The 21,206-nt window shown below is 59.1% G+C and carries 26 protein-coding genes; 19 read left to right on the top strand and 7 right to left on the bottom strand.

The features are described 5' to 3' along the window. Window positions 1–25: 25 nt before the first annotated feature. Entirely contained in the window at window positions 26–472 is a 447-nt protein-coding gene (gene hemJ / locus POI8812_RS02605) for a protoporphyrinogen oxidase HemJ (protein WP_108780957.1), read from the bottom strand. A 487-nt stretch (window positions 473–959) separates the two neighbouring features. Here hemJ and POI8812_RS02600 point away from each other — a divergent pair, with 487 nt between their 5' ends. From POI8812_RS02600 to dnaQ, 5 genes are read left to right on the top strand one after another with little or no spacing between them, the layout of a single operon-like run. Next, a complete protein-coding gene (locus tag POI8812_RS02600) occupies window positions 960–1,784 on the top strand; it encodes a pyruvate, water dikinase regulatory protein (RefSeq protein WP_162844865.1) in 825 nt (274 codons plus the stop codon). Continuing rightward, window positions 1,781–2,371, top strand: coding sequence for a Maf family protein (locus POI8812_RS02595; RefSeq protein ID WP_108780955.1), 591 nt, complete (start codon window positions 1,781–1,783; stop codon window positions 2,369–2,371). Before POI8812_RS02600 ends, POI8812_RS02595 begins: the two co-directional genes overlap by 4 nt. Beyond that, the gene (locus POI8812_RS02590; protein ID WP_108780954.1) at window positions 2,368–3,204 is read left to right on the top strand and encodes a shikimate dehydrogenase; all 837 of its coding nucleotides are present in this window, start codon (window positions 2,368–2,370) and stop codon (window positions 3,202–3,204) included. Before POI8812_RS02595 ends, POI8812_RS02590 begins: the two co-directional genes overlap by 4 nt. Then, a complete protein-coding gene (gene coaE, locus POI8812_RS02585; RefSeq protein ID WP_108780953.1) occupies window positions 3,201–3,812 on the top strand; it encodes a dephospho-CoA kinase in 612 nt (203 codons plus the stop codon). Before POI8812_RS02590 ends, coaE begins: the two co-directional genes overlap by 4 nt. After that, the gene (dnaQ, locus tag POI8812_RS02580) at window positions 3,805–4,509 is read left to right on the top strand and encodes a DNA polymerase III subunit epsilon (RefSeq protein WP_108780952.1); all 705 of its coding nucleotides are present in this window, start codon (window positions 3,805–3,807) and stop codon (window positions 4,507–4,509) included. Before coaE ends, dnaQ begins: the two co-directional genes overlap by 8 nt. 68 nt (window positions 4,510–4,577) lie before the next feature. On the opposite strand, the gene secB is transcribed toward dnaQ, so the two are convergent. Together secB and POI8812_RS02570 are read right to left on the bottom strand one after the other, a co-directional pair. Continuing rightward, complete coding sequence (gene secB / locus POI8812_RS02575) at window positions 4,578–5,093, bottom strand: protein-export chaperone SecB (RefSeq protein ID WP_108780951.1); 516 nt, start codon at window positions 5,091–5,093, stop codon at window positions 4,578–4,580. 79 nt (window positions 5,094–5,172) lie between these two features. Then, a complete protein-coding gene (locus POI8812_RS02570) occupies window positions 5,173–5,655 on the bottom strand; it encodes an FxsA family protein (protein WP_108781491.1) in 483 nt (160 codons plus the stop codon). Between the two features lie 139 nt (window positions 5,656–5,794). Here POI8812_RS02570 and POI8812_RS02565 point away from each other — a divergent pair, with 139 nt between their 5' ends. Genes POI8812_RS02565 through POI8812_RS02555 form a run of 3 tightly spaced genes read left to right on the top strand, consistent with a single transcriptional unit; the run spans window position 5,795 to window position 8,102 of the window. After that, window positions 5,795–6,460 carry a Tim44/TimA family putative adaptor protein gene (locus POI8812_RS02565; RefSeq protein ID WP_108780950.1) on the top strand — a complete coding sequence of 222 codons (666 nt, stop codon included), beginning with the start codon at window positions 5,795–5,797 and terminating at the stop codon, window positions 6,458–6,460. A gap of 9 nt (window positions 6,461–6,469) precedes the next feature. Continuing rightward, the gene (gene mltA / locus POI8812_RS02560; RefSeq protein WP_108780949.1) at window positions 6,470–7,501 is read left to right on the top strand and encodes a murein transglycosylase A; all 1,032 of its coding nucleotides are present in this window, start codon (window positions 6,470–6,472) and stop codon (window positions 7,499–7,501) included. Between the two features lies 1 nt (window position 7,502). Next, window positions 7,503–8,102: a Smr/MutS family protein gene (locus POI8812_RS02555; RefSeq protein WP_108780948.1), complete on the top strand. Its 600-nt coding sequence runs from the start codon at window positions 7,503–7,505 to the stop codon at window positions 8,100–8,102. Here the strand turns inward: POI8812_RS02555 and POI8812_RS02550 are convergent. Then, window positions 8,077–9,303, bottom strand: coding sequence for an MFS transporter (locus tag POI8812_RS02550; protein WP_108780947.1), 1,227 nt, complete (start codon window positions 9,301–9,303; stop codon window positions 8,077–8,079). The genes POI8812_RS02555 and POI8812_RS02550 overlap by 26 nt on opposite strands. Before the next feature lie 117 nt (window positions 9,304–9,420). Between POI8812_RS02550 and pyrC the strand changes: the two genes are divergently transcribed. From pyrC to POI8812_RS02520, 6 genes are all read left to right on the top strand, one after another. After that, entirely contained in the window at window positions 9,421–10,710 is a 1,290-nt protein-coding gene (pyrC, locus tag POI8812_RS02545) for a dihydroorotase (protein ID WP_108780946.1), read from the top strand. Between the two features lie 20 nt (window positions 10,711–10,730). Next, the gene (gene plsY / locus POI8812_RS02540) at window positions 10,731–11,336 is read left to right on the top strand and encodes a glycerol-3-phosphate 1-O-acyltransferase PlsY (RefSeq protein ID WP_108781490.1); all 606 of its coding nucleotides are present in this window, start codon (window positions 10,731–10,733) and stop codon (window positions 11,334–11,336) included. A gap of 77 nt (window positions 11,337–11,413) precedes the next feature. Then, the gene (locus POI8812_RS02535) at window positions 11,414–11,797 is read left to right on the top strand and encodes a hypothetical protein (protein WP_108780945.1); all 384 of its coding nucleotides are present in this window, start codon (window positions 11,414–11,416) and stop codon (window positions 11,795–11,797) included. Between the two features lie 112 nt (window positions 11,798–11,909). Continuing rightward, on the top strand, window positions 11,910–12,257 hold the full coding sequence (locus POI8812_RS02530) for a DUF805 domain-containing protein (protein ID WP_211310365.1): 348 nt from the start codon (window positions 11,910–11,912) through the stop codon (window positions 12,255–12,257). Between the two features lie 48 nt (window positions 12,258–12,305). Continuing rightward, on the top strand, window positions 12,306–13,430 hold the full coding sequence (dprA, locus tag POI8812_RS02525) for a DNA-processing protein DprA (protein ID WP_245895219.1): 1,125 nt from the start codon (window positions 12,306–12,308) through the stop codon (window positions 13,428–13,430). A gap of 43 nt (window positions 13,431–13,473) precedes the next feature. Continuing rightward, window positions 13,474–14,994 carry an ATP-dependent DNA helicase gene (locus POI8812_RS02520; protein WP_108780942.1) on the top strand — a complete coding sequence of 507 codons (1,521 nt, stop codon included), beginning with the start codon at window positions 13,474–13,476 and terminating at the stop codon, window positions 14,992–14,994. Here POI8812_RS02520 and POI8812_RS02515 read toward each other — a convergent pair. Next, complete coding sequence (locus tag POI8812_RS02515; protein WP_108780941.1) at window positions 14,991–15,968, bottom strand: L-threonylcarbamoyladenylate synthase; 978 nt, start codon at window positions 15,966–15,968, stop codon at window positions 14,991–14,993. The genes POI8812_RS02520 and POI8812_RS02515 overlap by 4 nt on opposite strands. 38 nt (window positions 15,969–16,006) lie before the next feature. Here POI8812_RS02515 and POI8812_RS02510 point away from each other — a divergent pair, with 38 nt between their 5' ends. The 5 genes from POI8812_RS02510 (at window position 16,007) to POI8812_RS02490 (ending at window position 20,011) form a co-directional block, all read left to right on the top strand. Beyond that, window positions 16,007–17,725, top strand: coding sequence for an acyl-CoA dehydrogenase (locus POI8812_RS02510; protein ID WP_108780940.1), 1,719 nt, complete (start codon window positions 16,007–16,009; stop codon window positions 17,723–17,725). 100 nt (window positions 17,726–17,825) lie between these two features. Further along, entirely contained in the window at window positions 17,826–18,296 is a 471-nt protein-coding gene (locus tag POI8812_RS02505) for a hypothetical protein (RefSeq protein WP_108780939.1), read from the top strand. Further along, entirely contained in the window at window positions 18,289–19,320 is a 1,032-nt protein-coding gene (locus POI8812_RS02500) for an MBL fold metallo-hydrolase (protein ID WP_108780938.1), read from the top strand. The genes POI8812_RS02505 and POI8812_RS02500 overlap by 8 nt, the downstream gene beginning before the upstream one ends. A 57-nt stretch (window positions 19,321–19,377) precedes the next feature. After that, window positions 19,378–19,812: a DUF6173 family protein gene (locus POI8812_RS02495; protein ID WP_219928818.1), complete on the top strand. Its 435-nt coding sequence runs from the start codon at window positions 19,378–19,380 to the stop codon at window positions 19,810–19,812. Window positions 19,813–19,864: 52 nt separating this feature from the next. Then, window positions 19,865–20,011, top strand: a complete 147-nt coding sequence (locus POI8812_RS02490; protein WP_108781489.1) for an aa3-type cytochrome c oxidase subunit IV — start codon at window positions 19,865–19,867, stop codon at window positions 20,009–20,011. A 79-nt stretch (window positions 20,012–20,090) separates the two neighbouring features. On the opposite strand, the gene POI8812_RS02485 is transcribed toward POI8812_RS02490, so the two are convergent. Then, on the bottom strand, window positions 20,091–20,855 hold the full coding sequence (locus POI8812_RS02485) for a metallophosphoesterase (protein ID WP_108780936.1): 765 nt from the start codon (window positions 20,853–20,855) through the stop codon (window positions 20,091–20,093). 94 nt (window positions 20,856–20,949) lie between these two features. After that, complete coding sequence (rpsU, locus tag POI8812_RS02480) at window positions 20,950–21,156, bottom strand: 30S ribosomal protein S21 (protein ID WP_108780935.1); 207 nt, start codon at window positions 21,154–21,156, stop codon at window positions 20,950–20,952. Between the last annotated feature and the right edge of the window lie 50 nt (window positions 21,157–21,206).

Raw genomic sequence — 21,206 nt, 5'->3', positions numbered from 1 at the left:
GAGGTGAAATGTCAATGAATGAAGGTCAGAACGGTTTGACGATAACCATGATCACGATGATCAGCATCAGAACCGTCGGAACCTCATTTGCTATCCGGTAGGTGCGTCCAGTGTGCTTCACATCGTCAGCCAGAAACGCCTTGCGCTGCTTTCCCAGCCAGATGTGAAATCCTGTCATTGCTAGTACGGCGATGAACTTCACGATAAACCATCCGCCGCTGGCAACACCCGGTATTGCTGCCAGGAATAGACCTGCGGCCCAAGTGACCATCATCGCTGGATTCATGATCACACGGTGAAGCTTCATCTCCATCATCTTGAAGGTTTCCGACATATCGCTGCCGACCGGTGCCCTTTCGGCATGATGTACAAAGAGACGTGGCAGATAGAACAATGCAGCCATCCAAGAGATTACCGCGACCACATGCAGGGCTTTTACCCACGGGTACAGAACCAGCATCACATCCATCATTCTTCACCTCTTCACTCTGCCCTGCTTGCCGTACTGGGATCATGCTGGCGAGTCCTTTTTGGACCTCTCAGATTTTCCCAATAAACCATGAATCTTAGAAAAGGATGTTTGTTTAGTAGGGGTTGTGAACAATGGGGAATACCGTTTTCCAATTTTCCATCCACTTAGTTATCCACAAGCCATGGATTGTGTGGGTCGGTCTTTCGTCGCGCCGATATATCCTTTCGTCCAGATCAAATGATTGTTTTATATAGATAAATTTTTTGAGGAATCAGATTGCCAAACTCAGACCAGACATTGAATGGGGGAATGTCGATTCGAGGGTAGAGGTTTTCCCCATAGCCGGTGCAAATTCGTCCACCCCCATAAAATGCTGGGATAAGTGCGCGTGTAGTGGTGATGGATCCGGGCTGGTTGATTTCTCAACACTGACGGCTTCAACTTAGCAACAGGGTTTTCCCCAATTCAGCCCACAGGATTGTTGATCTTGACCGAACCGAAAGTGCTCAACCTCTACCTGATTTCTGATTCTACCGGGAACACACTCGCGTCCGCAGCCCGCGCTGTGACCATTCGATTCGAAACCGGTTCGTTTCGGGATCACAAGTTTGTCTTCGTGCGCACACCCGCGCGGATTGACGAGATCGTCGCGGGGATCGAGCAACCGGCCCTTGTTTTGCACACTGTCGTTGACGGGGCGTTGCGTGATCACCTCGACCAGGCCATTGCAGCCCGCGGTCTGGAGGCCTTGGCCGTTCTGGATCCGGTTGTCGCAAAGATTTCCCAAATGACAGGTGCGTCGCCGCGGGCGCGACCGGGGCAGCAATATCAGATCGATCACACTTATCATGAGCGTATTGCGGCGATTGATTATGCGATTGGGCATGATGACGGTCAGATTGCGGACAGGTTGCTTTCTGCTGATGTGATCCTCGTCGGTGTCAGCCGCACATCGAAGACCCCGACTTGCATCTATCTGGGTTATCAGGGGGTGAAGGCTGCAAATGTGCCGTTGACCGGTCAGACCGATGTTTTGCATCCATTGCTCGCCGCGCAGGAGGCCGGGATACCGGTGATCGGATTGATCGCCTCGCCCTCGCGCCTCGCGCAGGTCCGATCGCAGCGATTGCATGTTCTGGATCGGGGTGGCCCAGACACCTATGCAAATCTCGATCAGGTGCGTGAGGAAGTCGCGCAGGCGCGGCTGTTCTTTGATCGGCATGAAATACCGACTATAGACGTCACACGCCGCTCGATTGAGGAGACGGCGGCCGAAATTCTCGACATTTTACGAGGTCAGAAAAGCCGATGATCGTTTTAGCGTCAGGGTCACAGGCCCGCGCCCAGATGTTGCGCGATGCGGGTGTGGCGTTTCGTGTCGACACCTCACGTGTTGATGAGCAAAGCGTTAAGGCGGCGATGTTGGCGGAGGGTGCGCCACCGCGCGATATTGCCGACAAGCTGGCCGAATTGAAGGCGATGCGAGTGTCTTTGCGCAATAGCACCGAACTGGTGCTGGCCGGGGATCAGGTGCTCGTCAGTGGTGGGGAGCTGTTTGACAAACCTGCTGATCTGGATGGAGCCCGCGAACAGCTGCGCGCGCTGCGGGGCAAGACACATGAACTTTTATCTGCGGCGGTGATCTTTGAGGCTGGGAAGCCGGTTTGGCGTCATATCGGTCGGGCTCAGCTGATTATGCGTCCCTTTTCGGACACATTCCTTGAGGACTATTTGCGAAACGAGGGAGAAGGATTGCTCAGCAGCGTGGGTGCCTACAAACTTGAAGGGCGCGGGGCTCAGCTCTTTTCCCGCGTTCAGGGCGACTTTTTCACAGTGCTCGGATTGCCGTTGCTCGAAGTACTCGGCTTTCTGCGTGCGCGAGGGGAATGCATAGAATGACGATAGAGGTTCCACCGCTGGCCGGCGTTGTTGGCTTTCCGATCGGTCATTCCAAAAGCCCTGTGCTGCACGGGCACTGGTTAAAGCGGTATAATATCCCCGGTTACTACATTCCGCTGCCCATTCAGCCGCAGGATTTTGAAAGTGCGATCCGTTCCCTGCCTCGATTGGGATTTCTAGGTGTGAATGTGACGCTGCCCTATAAGCAGACGGTTATCAGCCTTGCGGACCGGGTTACGGATCGCGCGGCGCTGATCGGTTCCGCGAACACGCTCACTTTTCGTGATGGCGGGCTGATTTATGCAGATAACACAGACGGTTATGGGTTTATCGAGAACCTGCGGCAGTCGCAGCCAGAATGGGATGCGCGCAGCGGCCCGGCCCTTGTCATCGGTGCGGGTGGGGCAGCGCGGGCTGTTGTATCCTCACTGTTGGCAGAGGGCGTTCCCGAATTGCGGATTGCCAACCGGACACGTCAGCGGGCCGAAATGCTGCGGGACACGTTCGGGGCCAAGATCACGGTCGTGGACTGGAACCGGGCCTCCGACGCGATGGAAGGGGCCATGACAATTGTGAACACCACATCGCTGGGGATGGTTGGCCAGCCGGAGTTGAATATTTCCTTTGCCGCCGCCCATGGTGCCGCGATTGCCACGGATCTGGTTTATAATCCGCTGCGCACACCAATCTTGCAGGCGGCTGATGCAGCGGGGCTGCGCACGGTCGATGGGCTTGGCATGTTGCTGCATCAGGCTGCGCCGGGGTTTCGACAGTGGTTCGATCACAAGCCCGAGGTGGATGATGAATTGCGTCAGGCGGTGTTGAGCGCATGACGGCTTTTACCATTGCGCTCACCGGATCCATCGGCATGGGCAAATCAACAACGGCTGCGCTGTTTGCCGAACATGGTATTCCCGTCTGGGATGCTGATGCGGCGGTACATCGGCTTTATCAGGCGGATGGACCAGCAAGTGCGCCGCTTGCTGAACTCGTGCCGGATGCGGTTGGCGCTTACGGGGTGAACCGCGGCATCCTGCGGGATGCGATCATCGCCAATCCAGATTTGATGAAGAGTGTTGAGGCTATCGTCCATCCATTGGTCGCGGCAGATCGTGCAAACTTCCTGCAAGCTGCAACCGGACCGATTGTGCTGTTTGATATCCCGCTTCTGTTCGAGACGGGGCAGGCAGCGGCTTACGATTTGGTTGTGGTCGTCACCGCCCCGGCGGATATTCAGCGCGAACGTGTGATGGACCGGCCCGGCATGACCGCTGAGGTGTTTGAGAACATCCTCTCCCGTCAGACACCGGATGCAGACAAGCGCGATGAGGCAGACGAGATCATCGATACCGGTGAAGGCATGGATGCCGCACGGGCGCGCGTCGCAGAGATTCTGATGCAAATTCGCGAGAAACTGGCTGCGGGGACAGAGGATGCGTGAAATCGTATTGGATACGGAGACGACCGGCCTCGATCCGATTGAGGGACATCGGATCGTGGAGATTGGTGCGGTAGAGCTCGACCGTCACATTCCAACCGGTCGGACCTATCACCAATATATCAACCCCGAACGGGATATGCCTGAGGAGGCCTTCGCCGTACACGGTCTGGGCCTCGATTTTCTGGGCGACAAGCCGGTCTTTTCGCAGATCGGACAGGAATTCCTCGATTTTGTCGGGGACGCGCGATTGGTGATCCACAACGCGGCGTTCGATATGAAGTTTCTGAACGCAGAGCTGCGCTGGATGAAGCTGCCGCAACTGCCGATGACCCAGGCACTCGATACACTTGCGCTGGCCAGACAGAAATTTCCGGGGGCGCAGAACTCACTCGATGCGCTGTGTCGCCGGTTCGGAATCGACAACTCAGCCCGGACCAAGCACGGCGCGTTGCTCGACAGTGAAATTCTGGCGGAGGTCTATCTGGAGCTGACCGGTGGTCGTCAGCCGGACTTTGCATTGTCGGTTGTGTCGGGGGGTCAGACGAAAGGGAACGCTGCAACAGCTGCAGCCCAGTCCGCAACTCGCGAGCGCCCGACCCCTTTGCCATCACGTCTGTCCGGAGATGAGAAAGCAGCCCATCAGGCTTTCATCGCCGAGATGGGCGAAAAGGCCATGTGGGCCAAGTTTTCGGGGTAGAATGCTCCGAAAATGAAAAACGCCCCGATCCGTGGATCAGGGCGTCTTGGATCATTTGATCTCTACGTTCAGGCGGTGCCGCTGGGTGCTGCTGCTGCCTGTGCCTGCTGACGGCGCAGGATCTCGTTCCGGTACAACGCGATAAAGTCGATCGGGTCGATATTCACCGGCGGATAGCCGCCATCGCGGGTCATGTCGCTGACAATACGGCGCGCGAACGGGAACAGCATGCGCGGGCATTCGATCATCAGGAAGGGATGCATCTGAGCATCCGGCACATTTTCAATCTCGAAGGTGCCTGCATAGTCCAGCTCCATCAGGAAAACGGGCTGATCTGCGGCTTCTGCATTCACCTTCAGCGTCAGGATGACTTCGTAGAGATTGTCGCCGTTCTTCTTCGCATCGAGGTTCACGCCGACCTTGATTTGAGGAGGGGTCGTTGGGGTGAAACCCTTTTGCGCGGCGATGTTTTCGAAAGATACATCCTTCACGTATTGCGTGCGGATTTTGAGCTGCGGGGGGGTCTGCTGGGCGGCTGCTTCAGGAGCTGCTGCTGCGCCTGCTTCCGGTGTTTCGTCGGCCATGTCGGTCCTGTTCAAAATGACTGTAATCTACGAGTGCGCAGGCTGTTTATCAGGTCGAAACCTGCATCACAACGGGCGCTCAGCGTGGGGGGTTCTGCGTCCAGCCAGAATTGCCCGGAACGTCCTGACCCACAGGTGGTTCGACCGAATAGTCGCCATCGACCACGTCATCGGTATGCCCGCGCCCAGCACTTTGTGGCTGGGCCGCACTTTGGACCGTGATCCGCTTGGCCAACTCGCGGATGACGATTTCGCGCACAGGTGGGATCAGCAGCAGGAAACCAATCGCATCGGTGAAAAAGCCCGGTGTCAGCAAAACAATCCCGGCAACCAGGATCAGTGCGCCATGGGCCAGCGGGCCGCGCGGATCGCCACCTTCCCGCAAAATGTCCTGCAATCGACGCAATGTGCCGCTGCCCTGAAGGCGCAATAGCCAGGTACCCGCAATCGCTGTCAGCACCACTGTGGCAAGGGTCGGCCACAGGCCGATCAATCCACCGACCTGAATAAACAGACCGATCTCAATCAGCGGTACAATGAGCAGTGCGAGAAAAATCCACATCAAAACACCCAATTCCATCTCATGTGACACCGGCGTCGCATGGACTTGGCCCTTCCTGATGCTTAGATAGGAAGGAACCGCGCACATACTACTATGACGTGTAGAAAGCGCATACAGTTCTGAGGAATGGAACCCGAAAATGTCGATACAGCTTCTCGTTCTTGCCGCCGTCGCCGTATTTCTGGTGCTCAAGCTGCGGTCCACCCTTGGAACGCGCACCGGGTACGAGCCTCCGAGCGATGCGCGTATGCCCGGCGCCCCTGCTGATGACGCAGTCGATAGCGGTCCATTTGAGGTGATCGAAGGCGGTGGGATTGATCAGGATATTGCCGATCATGTCGATATTGATAGTGATGCGGGCCAGGCACTGACCGCGATGAAGCGGTTGGAGCCTGACTTCAACGTGTCCGAATTCCTGTCCGGCGCACGTCAGGCTTATGAAATGATCCTGATGGCGTATGAAAACGGTGATCTGGAAACGCTTCAGCAGTTCCTGGCGCCTGATGTCTATGCCGGGTTTGAGCAGGCTGTGGAGGCACGTGCCGAACAGGGTCTGACGGTTGACGCGCGTTTTGTCGGCGTGCGCGAGCTGAAGCTGAAAGACGCGAAATTCGACGATTATGACAATACCGGCGAACTGGAAATTCGTTTTGTGGGTGAGCTTGTGTCGGTCGTAAAAGACGCGAACGGCGAAATTGTCGAGGGTGATCCCCAGTCGATCCAGCGCCAGACGGATCTTTGGACCTTTGCCCGCACGATGGGATCGGACAATCCAAACTGGCTTTTGGTCGCCACGGGCGGCTGATCTGGAACGATGCGAACCATTCGAGCGATCTTCTGCGGCGCAGCGCTGCTGTTTGCGACGGCTGCCTCATCGCAGATGATGACGCCGATGAGCTTCGAGGATCTCGACGGATGGGCCGACGACGATCATGCCGCCGCGATGGTCGTGTTTCGCCGGACCTGCGCGCAAAGTGCGACCGGCGATCTGGTACCGGACGCGATCTGGCAGGGGTTGTGTCGCGCGGCTGAATTCGTTCCCGACGCGCGCGCCTTTTTCGAGACCGCTTTTCAGCCGGTGATGATCACGGATGGGAATGATCCGCTTTTCACGGGTTATTACGAGCCAGAGCTGCAAGCCAGTCGCAGCCACACCGATACGTTCCGCTACCCGCTCTACCGACGACCGCCGGAGGTGGCTGGAACCTCTGCCCCCTGGCTTTCACGTGCAGAGATCGAGGCGGGTGCGCTGAGGGGCCGTGGATTGGAATTGGCCTGGCTGGCTGATCCCGTCGACGCATTCTTCCTGCATGTGCAGGGCAGTGGCCGATTGCGTTTGACGGATGGATCCGTGATGCGCGTCGGTTTTGGGGGTCGCAACAACCACACCTACCGCTCTGTCGGGCGGCATATGGCTGAAACAGGATTGTTGCCGGCTCATCAGGTGAGCGCTGGCGCGATCCGCAACTGGGTTCGTGAGAATGGGGATGCCGGGCGCCGGGTTCTGAATCACAATCCCTCCTACATCTTCTTTGTCGAGGTGGAGGGTCTTCGGCCTGAAGACGGCCCGATCGGCGCGATGAGCGCACCTGTTACCGCGATGCGATCGGTTGCCGTGGATCGCAGCTTCACCCCCCTTGGATTGCCGGTTTGGGTTGAGACGACAACAACGGATGGACCCTTTGCGCGTCTGATGATCGCGCAGGATGTGGGGGCTGCAATCAATGGTGCGCAGCGGGCCGATATTTTCTTTGGCTCCGGCGCGGAGGCTTATCGGCAGGCGGCGGTTCAGCGCTATGGCGGCAGGCTGATCACGTTCTTCCCGCGCTCGCTGCTGGGCGAGTGACATGAAACGGCGCAATCGCAAACTGACGGAGGATGAGCGCGCCCTCTGGTCCGAGGTCGCGCGCAATGCGACCCCGCTTCACGCAATGCGCCCCCGTTTTGTGACCGGGGAAGAGCAGCAGGTGCCCGCCCCTGAAGATGCTGGTCCTGACGCGCAGCGCGACTTTATGGTGCTCAAACCTCACGGTTCCCGACGGGAGCCACGCACCAGCCTTACGTTGGCAGCGGCCCCGGGGCAGGAAGCGTTGCAGATGGATCGCAAGGCCTATGAGCGTCTGACACGCGGCAAGATCGCGCCGCAATCGCGACTGGACTTGCACGGTTTGACTTTGAGTGACGCGCATAGCAGCCTGCGCGGCTTCATTCTGCGGGCCCACAATGAGGGTTTGCGTCTGGTTCTTGTCATCACCGGTAAGGGCAAGCCCGGCCATGCGGATGCCATCATCCCAGAGCGTCATGGCGTTCTGCGCCATCAGGTGCCCCATTGGCTGCGCCTTCCACCGCTTAATGGACTGATCCTTCAGATCTCCCCAGCCCATCGCAAACATGGGGGCGAAGGGGCATATTACATCTATCTCAGGCGGTTGCGCGGACGCGGGTAAGCGCAATATGAAACACCGCGCACATGGTCAGCGAATAGGTCGCCATGGCCAGAAGCTGGTACTCGTAGGCAACGCCCGCGTCGATCAAAAACCCGGTAATGCCGGGCCCGGCTGCCGTTGCGAATACCATAATTGCCGTCATCACGGCCCGGACAGCGCCGAGATGCCGCGTTCCGTAAAGGTCGGGCCAGAGCGTCCCGACAACAGCATTGGCGGTGCCGGACATCGCACCCAGCAGGATCAGGGACAGGGCCGCAGCCCAAAGTGTCTGTCCCAATGCGGCGATCGTAAGCGCCGCGGCAAGCGGCAACAGCATGAAGGGCGCAACACGGTGCGACCCGTAGCGATCGCAAGCCATCCCCCCGGCAATCAGGCTGGCGACGGAAAGCAGGGTGTAGGCGGGATAGAAGCTGACGAATTGCGTGAGGGTCCAGCCCTTCACCTCCACCAAGTGAGCTTGTTGAAAGAAAAACGCAGTGGAAAAGACCGGCTGGGCGATTATACCCGGTAGAAGGACCCAGAACAGCCAATGGCAAAGGACCTCTTTCCGCGTCCAATGATGATGATTGAGGCCAGTGCTTTCCAACTGATCCACCGCAATGCGCGGGTCGCGTTCGGTGCGGAGCAGAAAGCTCACCAAAGCGGCACCGATCAGCAATAGAACTGCCGCGACGGCCCAGCTGGCCTGCCATCCGATGATGGCGATCAGGGCCACAAAGATCAGAGGTAGGGTCGCCTCACCCGCTGCATAACCGGTCTTCACCGTGGCAATGGCCCGGCCCCGGTTGGCTGCGAACCACTTGCCGGTCGAAACAGTCGGAATGTGGCTGAGCGCGCCCTGTCCAAAGAACCGTAACCCCATGATTGCGAGTGGCAGCAGCCAAAGAGGAACCCCTGCAAAGAACCACAGCGCGATGAGTGCCAGCCCGATCATGGCACCGCTGGCCAGAATACGCGCACGGATATTATCCGTCAGACTGCCCGCAAAGAGCATCAGCAACCCAGAGGCAAGCGTCCCGATCATATAGATCGCACCCCACGCGCCATGGCTGATCCCATAGGTTTCGCGGATGTCAGATGAGTAGAGAGCGATAAAGCTTGTCTGCCCGAAGGTCGACAGAAGAGTCATGGCAAAGCCCGCGCCCAGCCATCTGGCGTTGTGCCGGAAAAAGGACAACCGGGGTTCCGATCTCTCGTTCATATCACGAACCCTAAGCAGTGGCTGGTGTCCCTCCCAGCTTTGATTTCACGCAACTGCACCATGGCGCGACCGGGTGCTCCTGCGCTATGAGACCACAGATAGAAATGCGAGCGTCCCATGATCCTTTTGCACAATGCCTTGATTGTCGACCCTGAGGCGGAGGAGGTCACGCCTGGTGCCCTGCTCATGCATGAGGGCGAAATCGCTGAGCGCTTTGATGAGGTTGATCCCGATGCACCGCGCTTCAAGGGCGCGCAGGTGGTGGATTGTGGCGGCAAACACCTCGCGCCGGGGATCGTGGATCTGGGCGTCAAGATCTGCGAACCAGGTGAGCGTCACAAGGAGAGCTTTCGATCCGGTGGTCGCGCAGCCGCCCGCGGCGGTGTCACGACAATGGTCACGAGGCCTGATACCGATCCGGCGATGGATAATCCTGAGACGCTGAGCTTCCATCTTGCCCGGGCAAAGGATGATGCCCCCGTCCGTGTTCTGCCGATGGCCGCACTGACCAAGGGGCGCGCGGGCCGTGAAATGACCGAGATCGGCTTTCTCAAAGATGCCGGTGCGGTGGCCTTCACCGACTGTGACAATGTCGTCGCCGACACGAAGGTCTTATCGCGTGCGCTGACCTATGCTGCAGGGCTGGACGCGTTGGTCATCGGTCATCCGCAGGAACCGATCATGAGCAAAGGCGCCTGCATGACCTCGGGCCAGTACGCATCTCAACTTGGCCTGCCAGCTGTCAGCACATTGGCAGAGCGGATGGGGCTGGAGCGGGATCTTGCATTGGTGGAGGCGACAGGCGTGCGTTATCACGCCGATCAGATTACCTGCCGCGCGGGTCTTGATGTCTTGCGCCGGGCGCAAGCGGCGGGGCTGAAGGTGACGGCTGGAACCTCTATCCATCACCTTACTCTCAACGAGCTGGACGTCGCGGACTATCGGACCTTTTTCAAAGTGAAGCCCCCCTTGCGGCCAGAGGGTGATCGCCTGGCCCTGCTGGAGGCCGTGATCGATGGGGAGATTGGCATCATCTCCTCAATGCACACGCCACAAGATGAGGAAAGCAAGCGTCTACCCTTTGAAGAGGCGGCGAGTGGCGCTGTCGCGCTCGAAACTCTGCTGCCCGCGGCCTTGCAGTTGGTGCATTCCGGGCATCTGGAGCTGCCAGCGCTGTTCCGTGCGCTTGCCTTGAACCCGGCGCGTCTGTTGGGCCTTCAGCAAGGCAATCTGGATCAAGGCGCCCCGGCAGACATCATTTTGTTTGATACGGACGTGCCTTATCAGCTTGATCGCTGGACGCTGGCATCCAAGTCAAAGAACACACCATATGATTTGCGCCGCATGCAGGGGCGTGTTCTGCGCACCTTCGTGGCAGGTCAGCAGGTATTTGGAGACGCGATATGAGCGCTTGGTTGCCCGACATCATGGGATGGGACGTCGCCTGGCCCTGGCTGCTGGGCATTCTGATTGGCGGCTATCTGATCGGCTCGATCCCGTTCGGGCTGTTGGTGGTCAAAGCGTTCGGTATGGGTGATGTCCGCAAGATTGGATCCGGTAATATCGGTACCACGAATGTGTTGCGCACGGGCAGCAAACTTGCAGCGTTCCTGACGCTCTTGCTGGATGGTGGTAAAGGTGCTGTAGCCGTGTTGATCGCATGGTCGCTTTATGGTGGCACGGCGGCACAGGTCGCTGCGCTGGGCGCCTTTTTGGGCCACCTCTATCCGGTGTGGCTGAGCTTTAAGGGCGGCAAGGGTGTCGCGACCTTTCTGGGCGTAATACTGGCCTTGCATTGGCCTGCTGGTGCGCTCTGCTGTCTGACATGGCTGGCCATTGCAGGTGTATTTCGGATTTCGTCCCTGTCCGCATTGGTCGCAGCTGTGCTTTCCCCGGTTTGGCTGTTCGCGACGGGTGGTGATCCGATCATCTGGCTGTCAGTGGTCCTGGCGCTGCTCGTCGTGCTGAAACACCGCGAAAATATCGCGCGGTTGATTGCGGGCACAGAACCGAAGATCGGGCGGAAGTCCTAACGTCACACCACTTAGCGGAAAATTAAGAAATTCGCGGTTCTGTGAGGGAACATCTTCTCTAGCAGCGGGAGTTTCTGATGCGTGTGGCCCTCAAATCCGTTCTTGTAGCCGTGTCTGTAATGCTTTGGGCCGGTGTTGCCGTTGCGCAAGCCCCAGATCCGTCGATAGCGGACCCTGTGGTCGATGCGCCGACAACGGAAGAGCTGAACGCGTTGCAAAGACTGCGCACGCTTCTTTCCGCAGCGCAGACGCCAGAGGCGCGTCAACAGATCCTCGCCGATGCGATCGCCTTGACGCCAACGCTTGCAAGTAAACCGGAGCTCAGCACGGCGGTGCAGGAGGCTGCTGTGGAAAGCGGCCTGTCCGTTTCCCAGTTTGACACGGCGGTCATCAGTGGCCTCGCGTCTGCGTCCGCTCCGTCTGCGTCTGGCTTTCCGGTCGTGCAGGGGAGCGGTCAGTAGTGAACTGAGAACCGGTTTAGAAACGGATCTCAATTCCAAGGTAGCGGTTACTTTGACAGATTCCCGATGTTAACGTCTCGCCGAGTAGAAAGCGAAGGAACGCAACATGGGAATGAGTGAAGCAATTCGGAGTGTTCTCCAACAATATGTCGGATTTACCGGGCGCGCGCGCCGGTCAGAGTATTGGTGGTGGACCCTCGCGGTCGTCCTGGCGACGATCATCGTATCGGTCGTCGAGGTTACGTTGGGGCTTTTCGGTCTCTCTACGATCCTGAGTCTGGCAATCTTCCTTCCCGGTCTCGCCGTTAGTGTCAGACGACTTCACGATACGGGACGCTCTGGTTGGTGGCTTCTCGTCGTTCTGGTGCCGCTGATCGGCTTTTTGATTATCCTGTTCTTTGCGATTCAGGACAGCCAGCCTGGCACCAACGATTATGGGCCGAACCCCAAAGGCGCTTAAGGCCCTGTTAACGAATGGGTGGGCATGGTGCAGCAAAGGAGTTGCCCCGTGCCCGCATTCGACAACCCACCCGATCCATTGAAGCGACCGCCCGCGGATGAGCTGGAGGCCCATGTCGCGCTGGCAAGATCGCCCAGGGTTGGATCGGTCACGTTTCGTCGGCTGGTATCTGCTTATGGTGGTGTCGCCCGCGCGTTGGAAGCCTTACCCGAACACGCTGCGCGCGGTGGGCTTCGAAACTATCGCCCTGTCGATATGGCTCGTGTGCGGGAGGAGATATCCCGCGCAGCAGATATTGGTGCGACCCCCCTTCTTCTTGGCGATGACAACTACCCCAAATGCCTGATGGACCTGACCGACGCCCCGATGTTTCTGTGGTGTCAGGGCGATCTCACCCTATTCGATCGTCCCGCCGTTGGACTGGTGGGCGCTCGCAATGCGTCAGCCCTCGGCCTGCGCATGGCGACGGAATTGGCGCAGGATCTGGGGTCTGAGGGTCATGTTACGGTCAGTGGTCTGGCGCGGGGCATCGACACGGCCGTGCATGAAGCTTCGCTGACCAGCGGTACAATTGCTGTGCTTGCCGGCGGTCTGGACGTGATCTACCCGGCTGCAAATGCTGGCCTCGCAGCCCGGATCGCAACCGGCGGCTTACTGTTGAGCGAGGCGCCACCCGGCTTGCAGCCCATCGCGCGCCATTTCCCCAAACGCAATCGCATCATCGCAGGGCTGTCCTCAGCCGTCGTGCTGGTTGAGGCGGCAGAGCGGTCAGGGTCCCTCATCACTGCGCGTATGGCGCTGGAACAGGGGCGCGATGTGCTCGCCGTACCGGGCCATCCTTTGGATGCGCGGGCGGCGGGGTGTAATCGTCTGATCCGAGAGGGGGCGGGCCTCATCCGATCTGCGGAGGATATCCGCGACGCGCTCGCCTTGCCTGTGCAACGGGTGGATGGATTTCACGAGGAAACAGGCGCGTGGGATCAGGGGCCGATGCCCGACAGCGCCCGGCAACTGGTTGCGGGTCTTTTGTCCACGGCACCCGTTGCCGAGGACAGCCTGATCCGGGTGTTGGGTCTTCCCACGCAATCGGTGCTGTCAGCCCTGATGGATATGGAACTTGCAGGCCAAATCGTTCGGCACCCCGGTGGCATGGTCGCCCGCGCCGTCGCCTGATTTGGCTCTGGTCCCTTGCCTCACGGCACCTTAGGGTCCGGCCATGACCGACACCGCGCTTACATTCTCCGACGATCAGGCTGTGGCCTGGGACACTGTTTCAGATATGTTGGCCGAAGCTGGGATTGATATGGTTGAGGGCACAACGCTGCCCCAATCCGGATCGGGAACCAAGGTTATTGCGATCACGGGAAAAGCGGGATCTGGGAAGACTCTGCTCTTGGCCGAACTGGTCAAAGCCTTGACCGCCTGCGGTGTTGAAACGGTTTCTGGTGATTGGGAAAGCCGCAAACGTGGGGAGCGGCGGACCCTTGCGATCCTGGCGCCTACCAACAAGGCGGCCAGCGTTTTGCGCAATCGCGGCGTGCCAGCGACGACGATCCATCGCATCATCTACACGCCGGTCTACGACCCCGAATATGAGAAGATCGCCGAATGGCTGGCCGGTGAAGAAGAGCGTCCAGAGATCGAAGGCCTGACCGATGAGGCATTGGATCGCGCGGCGGCCTTTTATGCGCAACATGCCAGTGTGCCGGGTGCGTTGGCTGCGGCAGGCTTGCGGGGGTCGGATTTCATCACGGGTTGGAAGCGGCGGGATGACCCGCTCGATATCGGGTTTGTCGACGAATCTTCGATGCTTGATGACAAACAGATGGACGATCTGAAAGAGATCTTCTCAACCCTCATCCTGTTCGGCGATCCTGCACAGCTTGCCCCCGTCGGCCAGTCCGGCTCGATGGTGTTCGACGCCTTGCCAGAGGGTCGTATTCGCCACTTAGAACGGGTGCATCGGCAAGCCGCGGACAACCCTATCCTGGATCTTGCCCACGCGCTTGCCGATCCGCAGCTGGAGTTCCACGATTTCGAGCGGATGATCGAAGAGCGCGCTGCCCAGGATGATCGCGTCGTCGTTGCTGAAAGAGTGAACGCCGCCCTCATGGCCCGTTCACCGGTTCTTGTGTGGCGCAACGCCACGCGCATTCGCCTGATCGCTGCGTTTCGTGCAGCCTATCAGGCCCCGGAATTTGCGCTGCTCGAAGGCGAGCCATTGATTTGCGATGGTGTTGAGCTGCCACTGAAACACCGCAAGAAGCGCATCGATCTGGAGGCGCGGGGTCTGATCAAGGGGGCGCAATGCGTCTTTATGGGCGAGGGGCGCAAACCCGGATTCTCCCGCCTTTTCGTGATGGGTGCGGAAGATCCGCAGGTAAATGCCGCAACGATCATCAAGATTGAAAAACCCGATGAGGAAGAGCCGTTCATTCCGTCTGCCGCACGGATGGGCGCGGCTTTTGTGCATGGGGCTGCCTGTACCATGCACAAGGCGCAGGGATCGCAATGGCCAGAAGTTCAGGTATTTGCCCCTGACCTTTATGCCGCCAGCCGGGCCGGACGGATGGAGGCTGGACTGCCTTTGTGGAAACGTCTGGCCTATGTCGCGATCACACGGGCGGAGACGCGTCTACATTGGGTGACCCGATATCGCCTCGCCCGCCCGACAGAGCCACTGATGATTGATGATCTGAAAAAGGTTGAACCGGCTGCACTGACCTTGACGGGTTAACGGGGGGCAGCTGCACGGTTGAGCCGATCGTTGATCGCAAGCCCCAACCCTGTTTGGGGGATGGGCATCACGGCGATCCGCGTGGCGACACGATCTGCGCGGTGCAGCATGGCAAAGAGGTTCGCGGCCGCTTCTGTCAAATCGCCGGTAGGTGACAGGGTCCAATCGGATGGTCCATCGCCAAAGCGTAACAGCAATTCTTCAGGTTCTGCCTGCGTCGCGTTCAGCCGCAAGGCCGCCTGTGGCGCGTAGTGCGACAGCAATTGCCCCGGCGCCGTGATCGCTTCGCCTTTTGTCGAACGAACCGAACAGTTGAGCGCGGTTTCAATTGCTTCGACCGAAAGGCCACCCGCTCGCAGCAGCACCGGTCCGTCTTCCCAGCCGAGGATTGTCGACTCGAGGCCAACGTCGCAGGGGCCGTCATCCAGAACGGCAGCGATCTTCCCATCCAGACCGCTTAGAACATGGTCAGCCGTTGTTGGGCTGATCCGGCCGGAGGGGTTCGCGCTGGGTGCAGCGACTGGGCGGTTCACTGCGCGCAACATTGCGCGGGCCGACGCTCTTGCGGGTACGCGGACCGCTAGGGTGGATAGGCCCGCTGTGACGAGGTCACTGACCATGTCTGACTTTTTCGGCAAAACCAATGTCAGCGGCCCGGGCCAGTGATCAGAAATCAGCGGTTCAAGGGCGGGCGGGATGCAGACCAGCGCGTCCGCTGCCGACACATCTGCGACATGCGCGATCAGCGGATTGAATTGCGGACGTTCCTTTGCGGCGTAGATTGCGGCGACCGCCGCACTGTTGGTCGCATCTGCGCCAAGGCCGTAGACGGTCTCGGTCGCGAACGAGACGGTTTTGCCTGAAAGAATCAGGTCGGCGGCTCGCTTGATCCCGGCCTCATCGGCAAAAAGACGTTCCGTCCGCTGCTCCGATCTGTCGCGGCGTTTCGCTTGTGAGGGATCGGGCGCGCGCATAGCTTTCGCTCCAACAGATTTTCGAAAGGACGAGCAACATGACTTATGCGCCGCCCATCAAGGATATGCAATTCACGCTCGACCAGGTCATCGGTGCGGGCCGCCTGTCAGAGACGGATCTTTTCGCCGAGGCGACGGCGGATGTCGCGGAGGCTATTCTGCTGGAGGCCGGGAAACTTGCCTCTGACAAACTGGCCGAAATCAATCGGAGCGGGGACCTGCATCCGGCCCGGTTGGAGAACGGTGTCGTGCGCACGTCCCCGGGATTTGCCGACGCCTATCAGGCGATTGCGGAAGGGGGCTGGGTCGGCATCGCGGCGGATCCCGAGTTTGGCGGCATGGGTCTGCCACTGACGCTGACCAGCGCGGTGGGCGAAATGATGAACTCCGCCTGCTTGTCGCTCGCGCTCAACCCGCTGATGTCTCAAGGCCAGATCGAGGCGTTGGAGCATCATGCGAGTGAGGAGATCAAAGCGCTCTATTTGCCCAAGCTGATTTCGGGGGAATGGACGGGCACGATGAACCTGACCGAGCCTCAGGCCGGGTCCGATGTCGGCGCGCTGCGATCCAAGGCGGAACCGCAGGGCGATGGCACGTACAAGGTTACGGGCCAGAAGATCTACATTTCTTGGGGCGATCACGATGTGGCCGAGAATATCTGCCATCTGGTTCTGGCGCGTCTGCCGGACGGCGTGCCGGGAACGAAGGGTATTTCCCTGTTCCTCGTGCCGAAGTTCATCCCGACTGAGGATGGAAAGCCGGGCGTTGCCAACAGCCTGAAACCGATCAGCCTTGAACATAAGCTGGGCCTGCATGGCTCCCCGACCGCTGTGATGGAGTTTGACGGGGCAACCGGCTGGATGGTCGGGCCAGAGCATGGCGGCATGGCCGCGATGTTCACGATGATGAACAATGCAAGATTGGGGGTCGGTGTTCAGGGTCTGGGCATTGCCGAGGCTGCCTATCAAAAGGCGCTGGCCTACGCGCTCGACCGGACACAGGGCAAAGGTATGGTCCAGGACACGGGCACCATTCTCGACCATGCGGATGTCCGTCGAATGCTTTTGCAGATGAAGGCGCTGACCCGCTCGGCCCGTGCGATCTGCCTCGACACCGCATTCAGCCTCGATATGGCCCGCGCGACCGAAGGAGACGAGTCTGCTAAGTGGAAAGCGCGTGGTGCCTTCCTGACCCCGATTGCCAAAGCCTTTGGCACTGACGTCGGCTCTGAAGTGGCCGATCTTGGCATTCAGGTGCATGGCGGCATGGGGTTCGTTGAGGAAACCGGAGCCGCGCAATTTGCGCGCGATGTGCGGGTCACGCGCATTTACGAAGGCACGAATGGCATTCAGGCCATGGATATGGTCGGGCGCAAACTGATGGATGGCGGTGCTGCTGCCGAGGCCCTGCTGGGCGAGATTGAGGCGACCGCCAAGGATGCGCAGGCCAAGCACCCGCGCATGGCCGATGTCCTGCAGGATGTGGGCGAGACGCTGTCAGATACGCTTGATTGGATGGTGAAAGCCGAGCCGAATGATCGCTTTGCAGGGTCCGTTCCGTTTCTGCGTGCCTTCGCTCTGGTGCTCGGCGGGCACTATTTGTTGCGCGGTGCCATGGTTGGTGGAGATGAGGATCGCATCGCCCTCGCCCGTTTCCACATCCGTCAGGTGATGCCAGCGGCAATCGGCCTCTGCGCAGCCGCAACCGAAGGGGCAGCGCCACTTTATGCCCTGGATGCGGATCAACTCGCGTCGTGACGGGGTGGTCTAAAAGGGTGGGGCGCAGTATGGCTGGGCGACGTTCAAAGGAGCCTGTCCATGCCCCATCTTTTCCCTGCGCCGCCGGTTGATAGATCAGATGTCTGAGCGGTTAGAGTTCTCCTATCGCTCCTGGGGTATGGTGCTGACGGTGGTATGCGTCGGGGTCATGATCTTTGGCTTCACCGTGTCGTCCTTTTTCGACACCCATATCTTCCCGGCTGAGCAGATCGGGTTGATCCGTGCGCTTGTCGTTCTCAATCTGATCGTCACGCCGCTCATCGTTTGGTGGCTCTACCGCAAAGAGACGCGCGCCGGTCGTGTCATCGTTCTGGATGCTGATGCAATCCACGCGCCTCCACACGGGTTCAGTCGGCAGATTCTGCGAGTTCCCTACGACACCATCGAGCGGATCCATGTCACGCAGTTCAAGAGCAACACGTCACTGCACATCACTCATCCGGGCAAAGAGATTGGTATCCCACGCAGCGGATTGGAGAGTGATGGTGCCTTCAACCAACTGCATGCCGAGCTGATGAAACGGGTTCAGGAGGCGCAGGACAATGGGTGAGACCGACGGGCTGATCCGCTTCCCCCATTCGGAACCGCCAGCACATGGTGAGGTTACGGAGGTGGCGGATGGCATTCTCTGGGCACGGTTGCAGCTGCCGATGGTGCTGAACCACGTGAATATCTACATCCTGGACGATGGCGATGGTTGGACCGTGGTGGATACCGGCATCGACACATCGAAAGCCCGTGCGATCTGGGAGACACTTCTTGACGGCCCGCTCGCCGGCAAACCCGTACGGCGTGTGATCCTGACCCACCACCATCCCGATCATCTGGGCCTTGTGGGCTGGTTTCAGGCGCGCGGGGCTGAGTTGATCACGACCCGCACGGCCTGGCTTTTTGGTCGGATGCTGACACTGGATGTGCAGGAGAAGGCAACCGAGGAAGCGCTTACGTTCTACACCCGTGCCGGAATGCCGCCTGAAATGGTTGAGAAGCGTCGCACAGAGCGTCCGTTCAACTTTGCCGACGGCGTCCATCCTATCCCGGTGGGCTATACCCGGATCAAGCAGGATGACCGGATCAGGATTGGCGGGCGTGACTGGACTGTTGAAATCGGAAACGGTCATGCGCCTGAACATGCAACGTTCTGGACAGATGACCTGATCCTGTCGGGCGATCAGATCATACCCGGCATCTCGTCCAATATCGGTGTGTACCCGACCGAACCTGCGGCCGATCCGCTGGGCGATTGGATCGAAAGCTGTACGCGGCTTTCAGGGCTCGCCCATGATGGTCACCTCGCCCTGCCGGGACACAAGCTACCGTTCACCGGTGTCCCCGCGCGGTTACGCCAACTGATCGAGAACCACGAAAACGCCCTGCCGCGGCTGATCGCGTTCCTGGCAGAACCGCGTGTCGCGCCAGAGTGTTTTCCGCTGCTGTTCAAGCGGAAGATTGATGGCAGCACTTATGGTCTGGCCTTGGCAGAGGCGATTGCACATCTCAACCACCTTCATGCCATCGGCGCGGTGTCGCGGCAGGTTGGCGAAGATGGCGCGTGGCGCTGGCAGAGCGTCTAGGATCGGGTTGACGCAAAGCTCAACACTTGCCCCAATGCGCTGGCAGAGGAGAGCCTGATGAACAAGATCCAGACCACCGCCGAACTGATCGAGGGCGAAGTGCTCGCCCGGGCTTATCATGATGATGGTGAGGACATGGTCGAACATGCGGCCAAGCCACCCAACCGGCAGAAATCCGCTGCAGAATGGGCTTATGAGCGGGTGATCCTCTATATCCAGAAGTTCGAAGAGCATCTGGACCCGGAACATGAAGTGGCGATGGGCTTTGCAGGATCGGATGTCGGATCGCTCCACATCTCGGGCATGGGCTTCTTCGCGCCGGACCTGATTTCCTTTTACGGGTTGGACGATTTCGGCGCGAAGCGGCAACTGTTACAGCATGTCAGCCAGCTGAACGTGATGCTTCATGCCGCACCAAAGCTGAAGCCACAAGCGCGGCGCATCGGTTTCGCCTTGTCAGAGCAGCTTGATCGCGACAGCGAGTCCGCTTGATCGCCACCCCGTATTCATGCAAGAACGCGCCAACGCGAAAAGGGATTTGACCATGGCTGACAACCACCAGGAACATGAACACGGGTCGATGGATATCACCGACCAGCAGAAGACGTTCGAAGGCTTCATCACCTTTGGCATCCGGTCCACGATCGTTATCCTGATCATTCTGATCTTCCTCGCGATCTTCCGCACCTGATGTGCAGGTTTCGGATCTGATCCGGGACTGACCTAGAATGATGATTTACGCCCCGGGTCCTGCCCGGGGTTGTTCTATTTCATGATCTCATCGGCAGCGGTCGGACATTGTGTCCGGTCAGGATGCCCACCTCGTCCCCATCCAGCACCAGACAGGTCAGCGCATTGCCAAAGACTGCGCCAGTGTCGATGGCAATCCTGCTTTGATAGCGTTCTGGCTGCTCCATCACCGTGTGACCATGTACCACGATCTGGTCCAGCTTGCCGGTGAAGTCGACCCAACCTTCGCGCATCCATAGCAGCGCCTCCGTTGGCTGTGCGTCCAGCGGCAGCGATGTATCGACGCCCGCGTGTACAAACAGATAGTCGCCAAAGCTGACGTGAAGCGGGCGCCCATTGATCCAATCCACGTGATCTTGCGGAACAGCGGCGCGGGCCTGATCGTGAAAATCTGCCGCCTCATCCAAGGTAATGTCGTGGGCGGGCATCTGAACACCATAGGATTTCAATGTTTCAGCCCCGCCCAGTCGGGGATGCAGCCAGTGATAGCCTTTGTGCCGGTAAAGCTTTGGATCCTGCCAGCCGGGGCGTGTGACATAGCTTGCGAACATTCGGTCGTGATTGCCCAGCAAACTGATCCAATGGGGGTCCGCGCGCATCAGAAATTCTATGACCGCGCGGCTGTCAGGCCCCCGGTCAGTATAGTCGCCGATATGGATGATGCGCGCCTCACGGCCCGGATGCTCACCCATGTCGCGGGCAATCCAGTCATGCACCTCCCGCAAGGGGGCGATCATGCCATGAACGTCGCCGATGGCGTAAAGCCGGAAACCGCCGGTATCCATATCTCAATCCCTGAAAAGAAAGACCCCCGCACCGTGGGCGCAGGGGTCTGATATTACAACAGCTGGGTGACGCCAGCCGGTCGCAAGTCGATGCTTAGAGCATGCCTTCACGCTGAAGCTTCTTGCGCGCGAGCTTGCGCGCACGACGAACAGCTTCTGCCTTTTCACGGGCGCGTTTGACGGAAGGCTTTTCGTAATGTTGCCGGAGTTTCATTTCCCGGAACACACCTTCACGCTGAAGCTTTTTCTTCAGAGCCCGGAGGGCCTGATCGACGTTGTTGTCGCGAACCTGTACCTGCACTTGTAGTCACCACCTTTCAGGTAAAATTGCGGAATTGCAGGAGTGCGCTA

This window comes from Pontivivens insulae (genome assembly GCF_900302495.1).
GTDB lineage: Bacteria > Pseudomonadota > Alphaproteobacteria > Rhodobacterales > Rhodobacteraceae > Pontivivens > Pontivivens insulae.
This window is presented reverse-complemented; position numbering and strand designations above follow the sequence as displayed.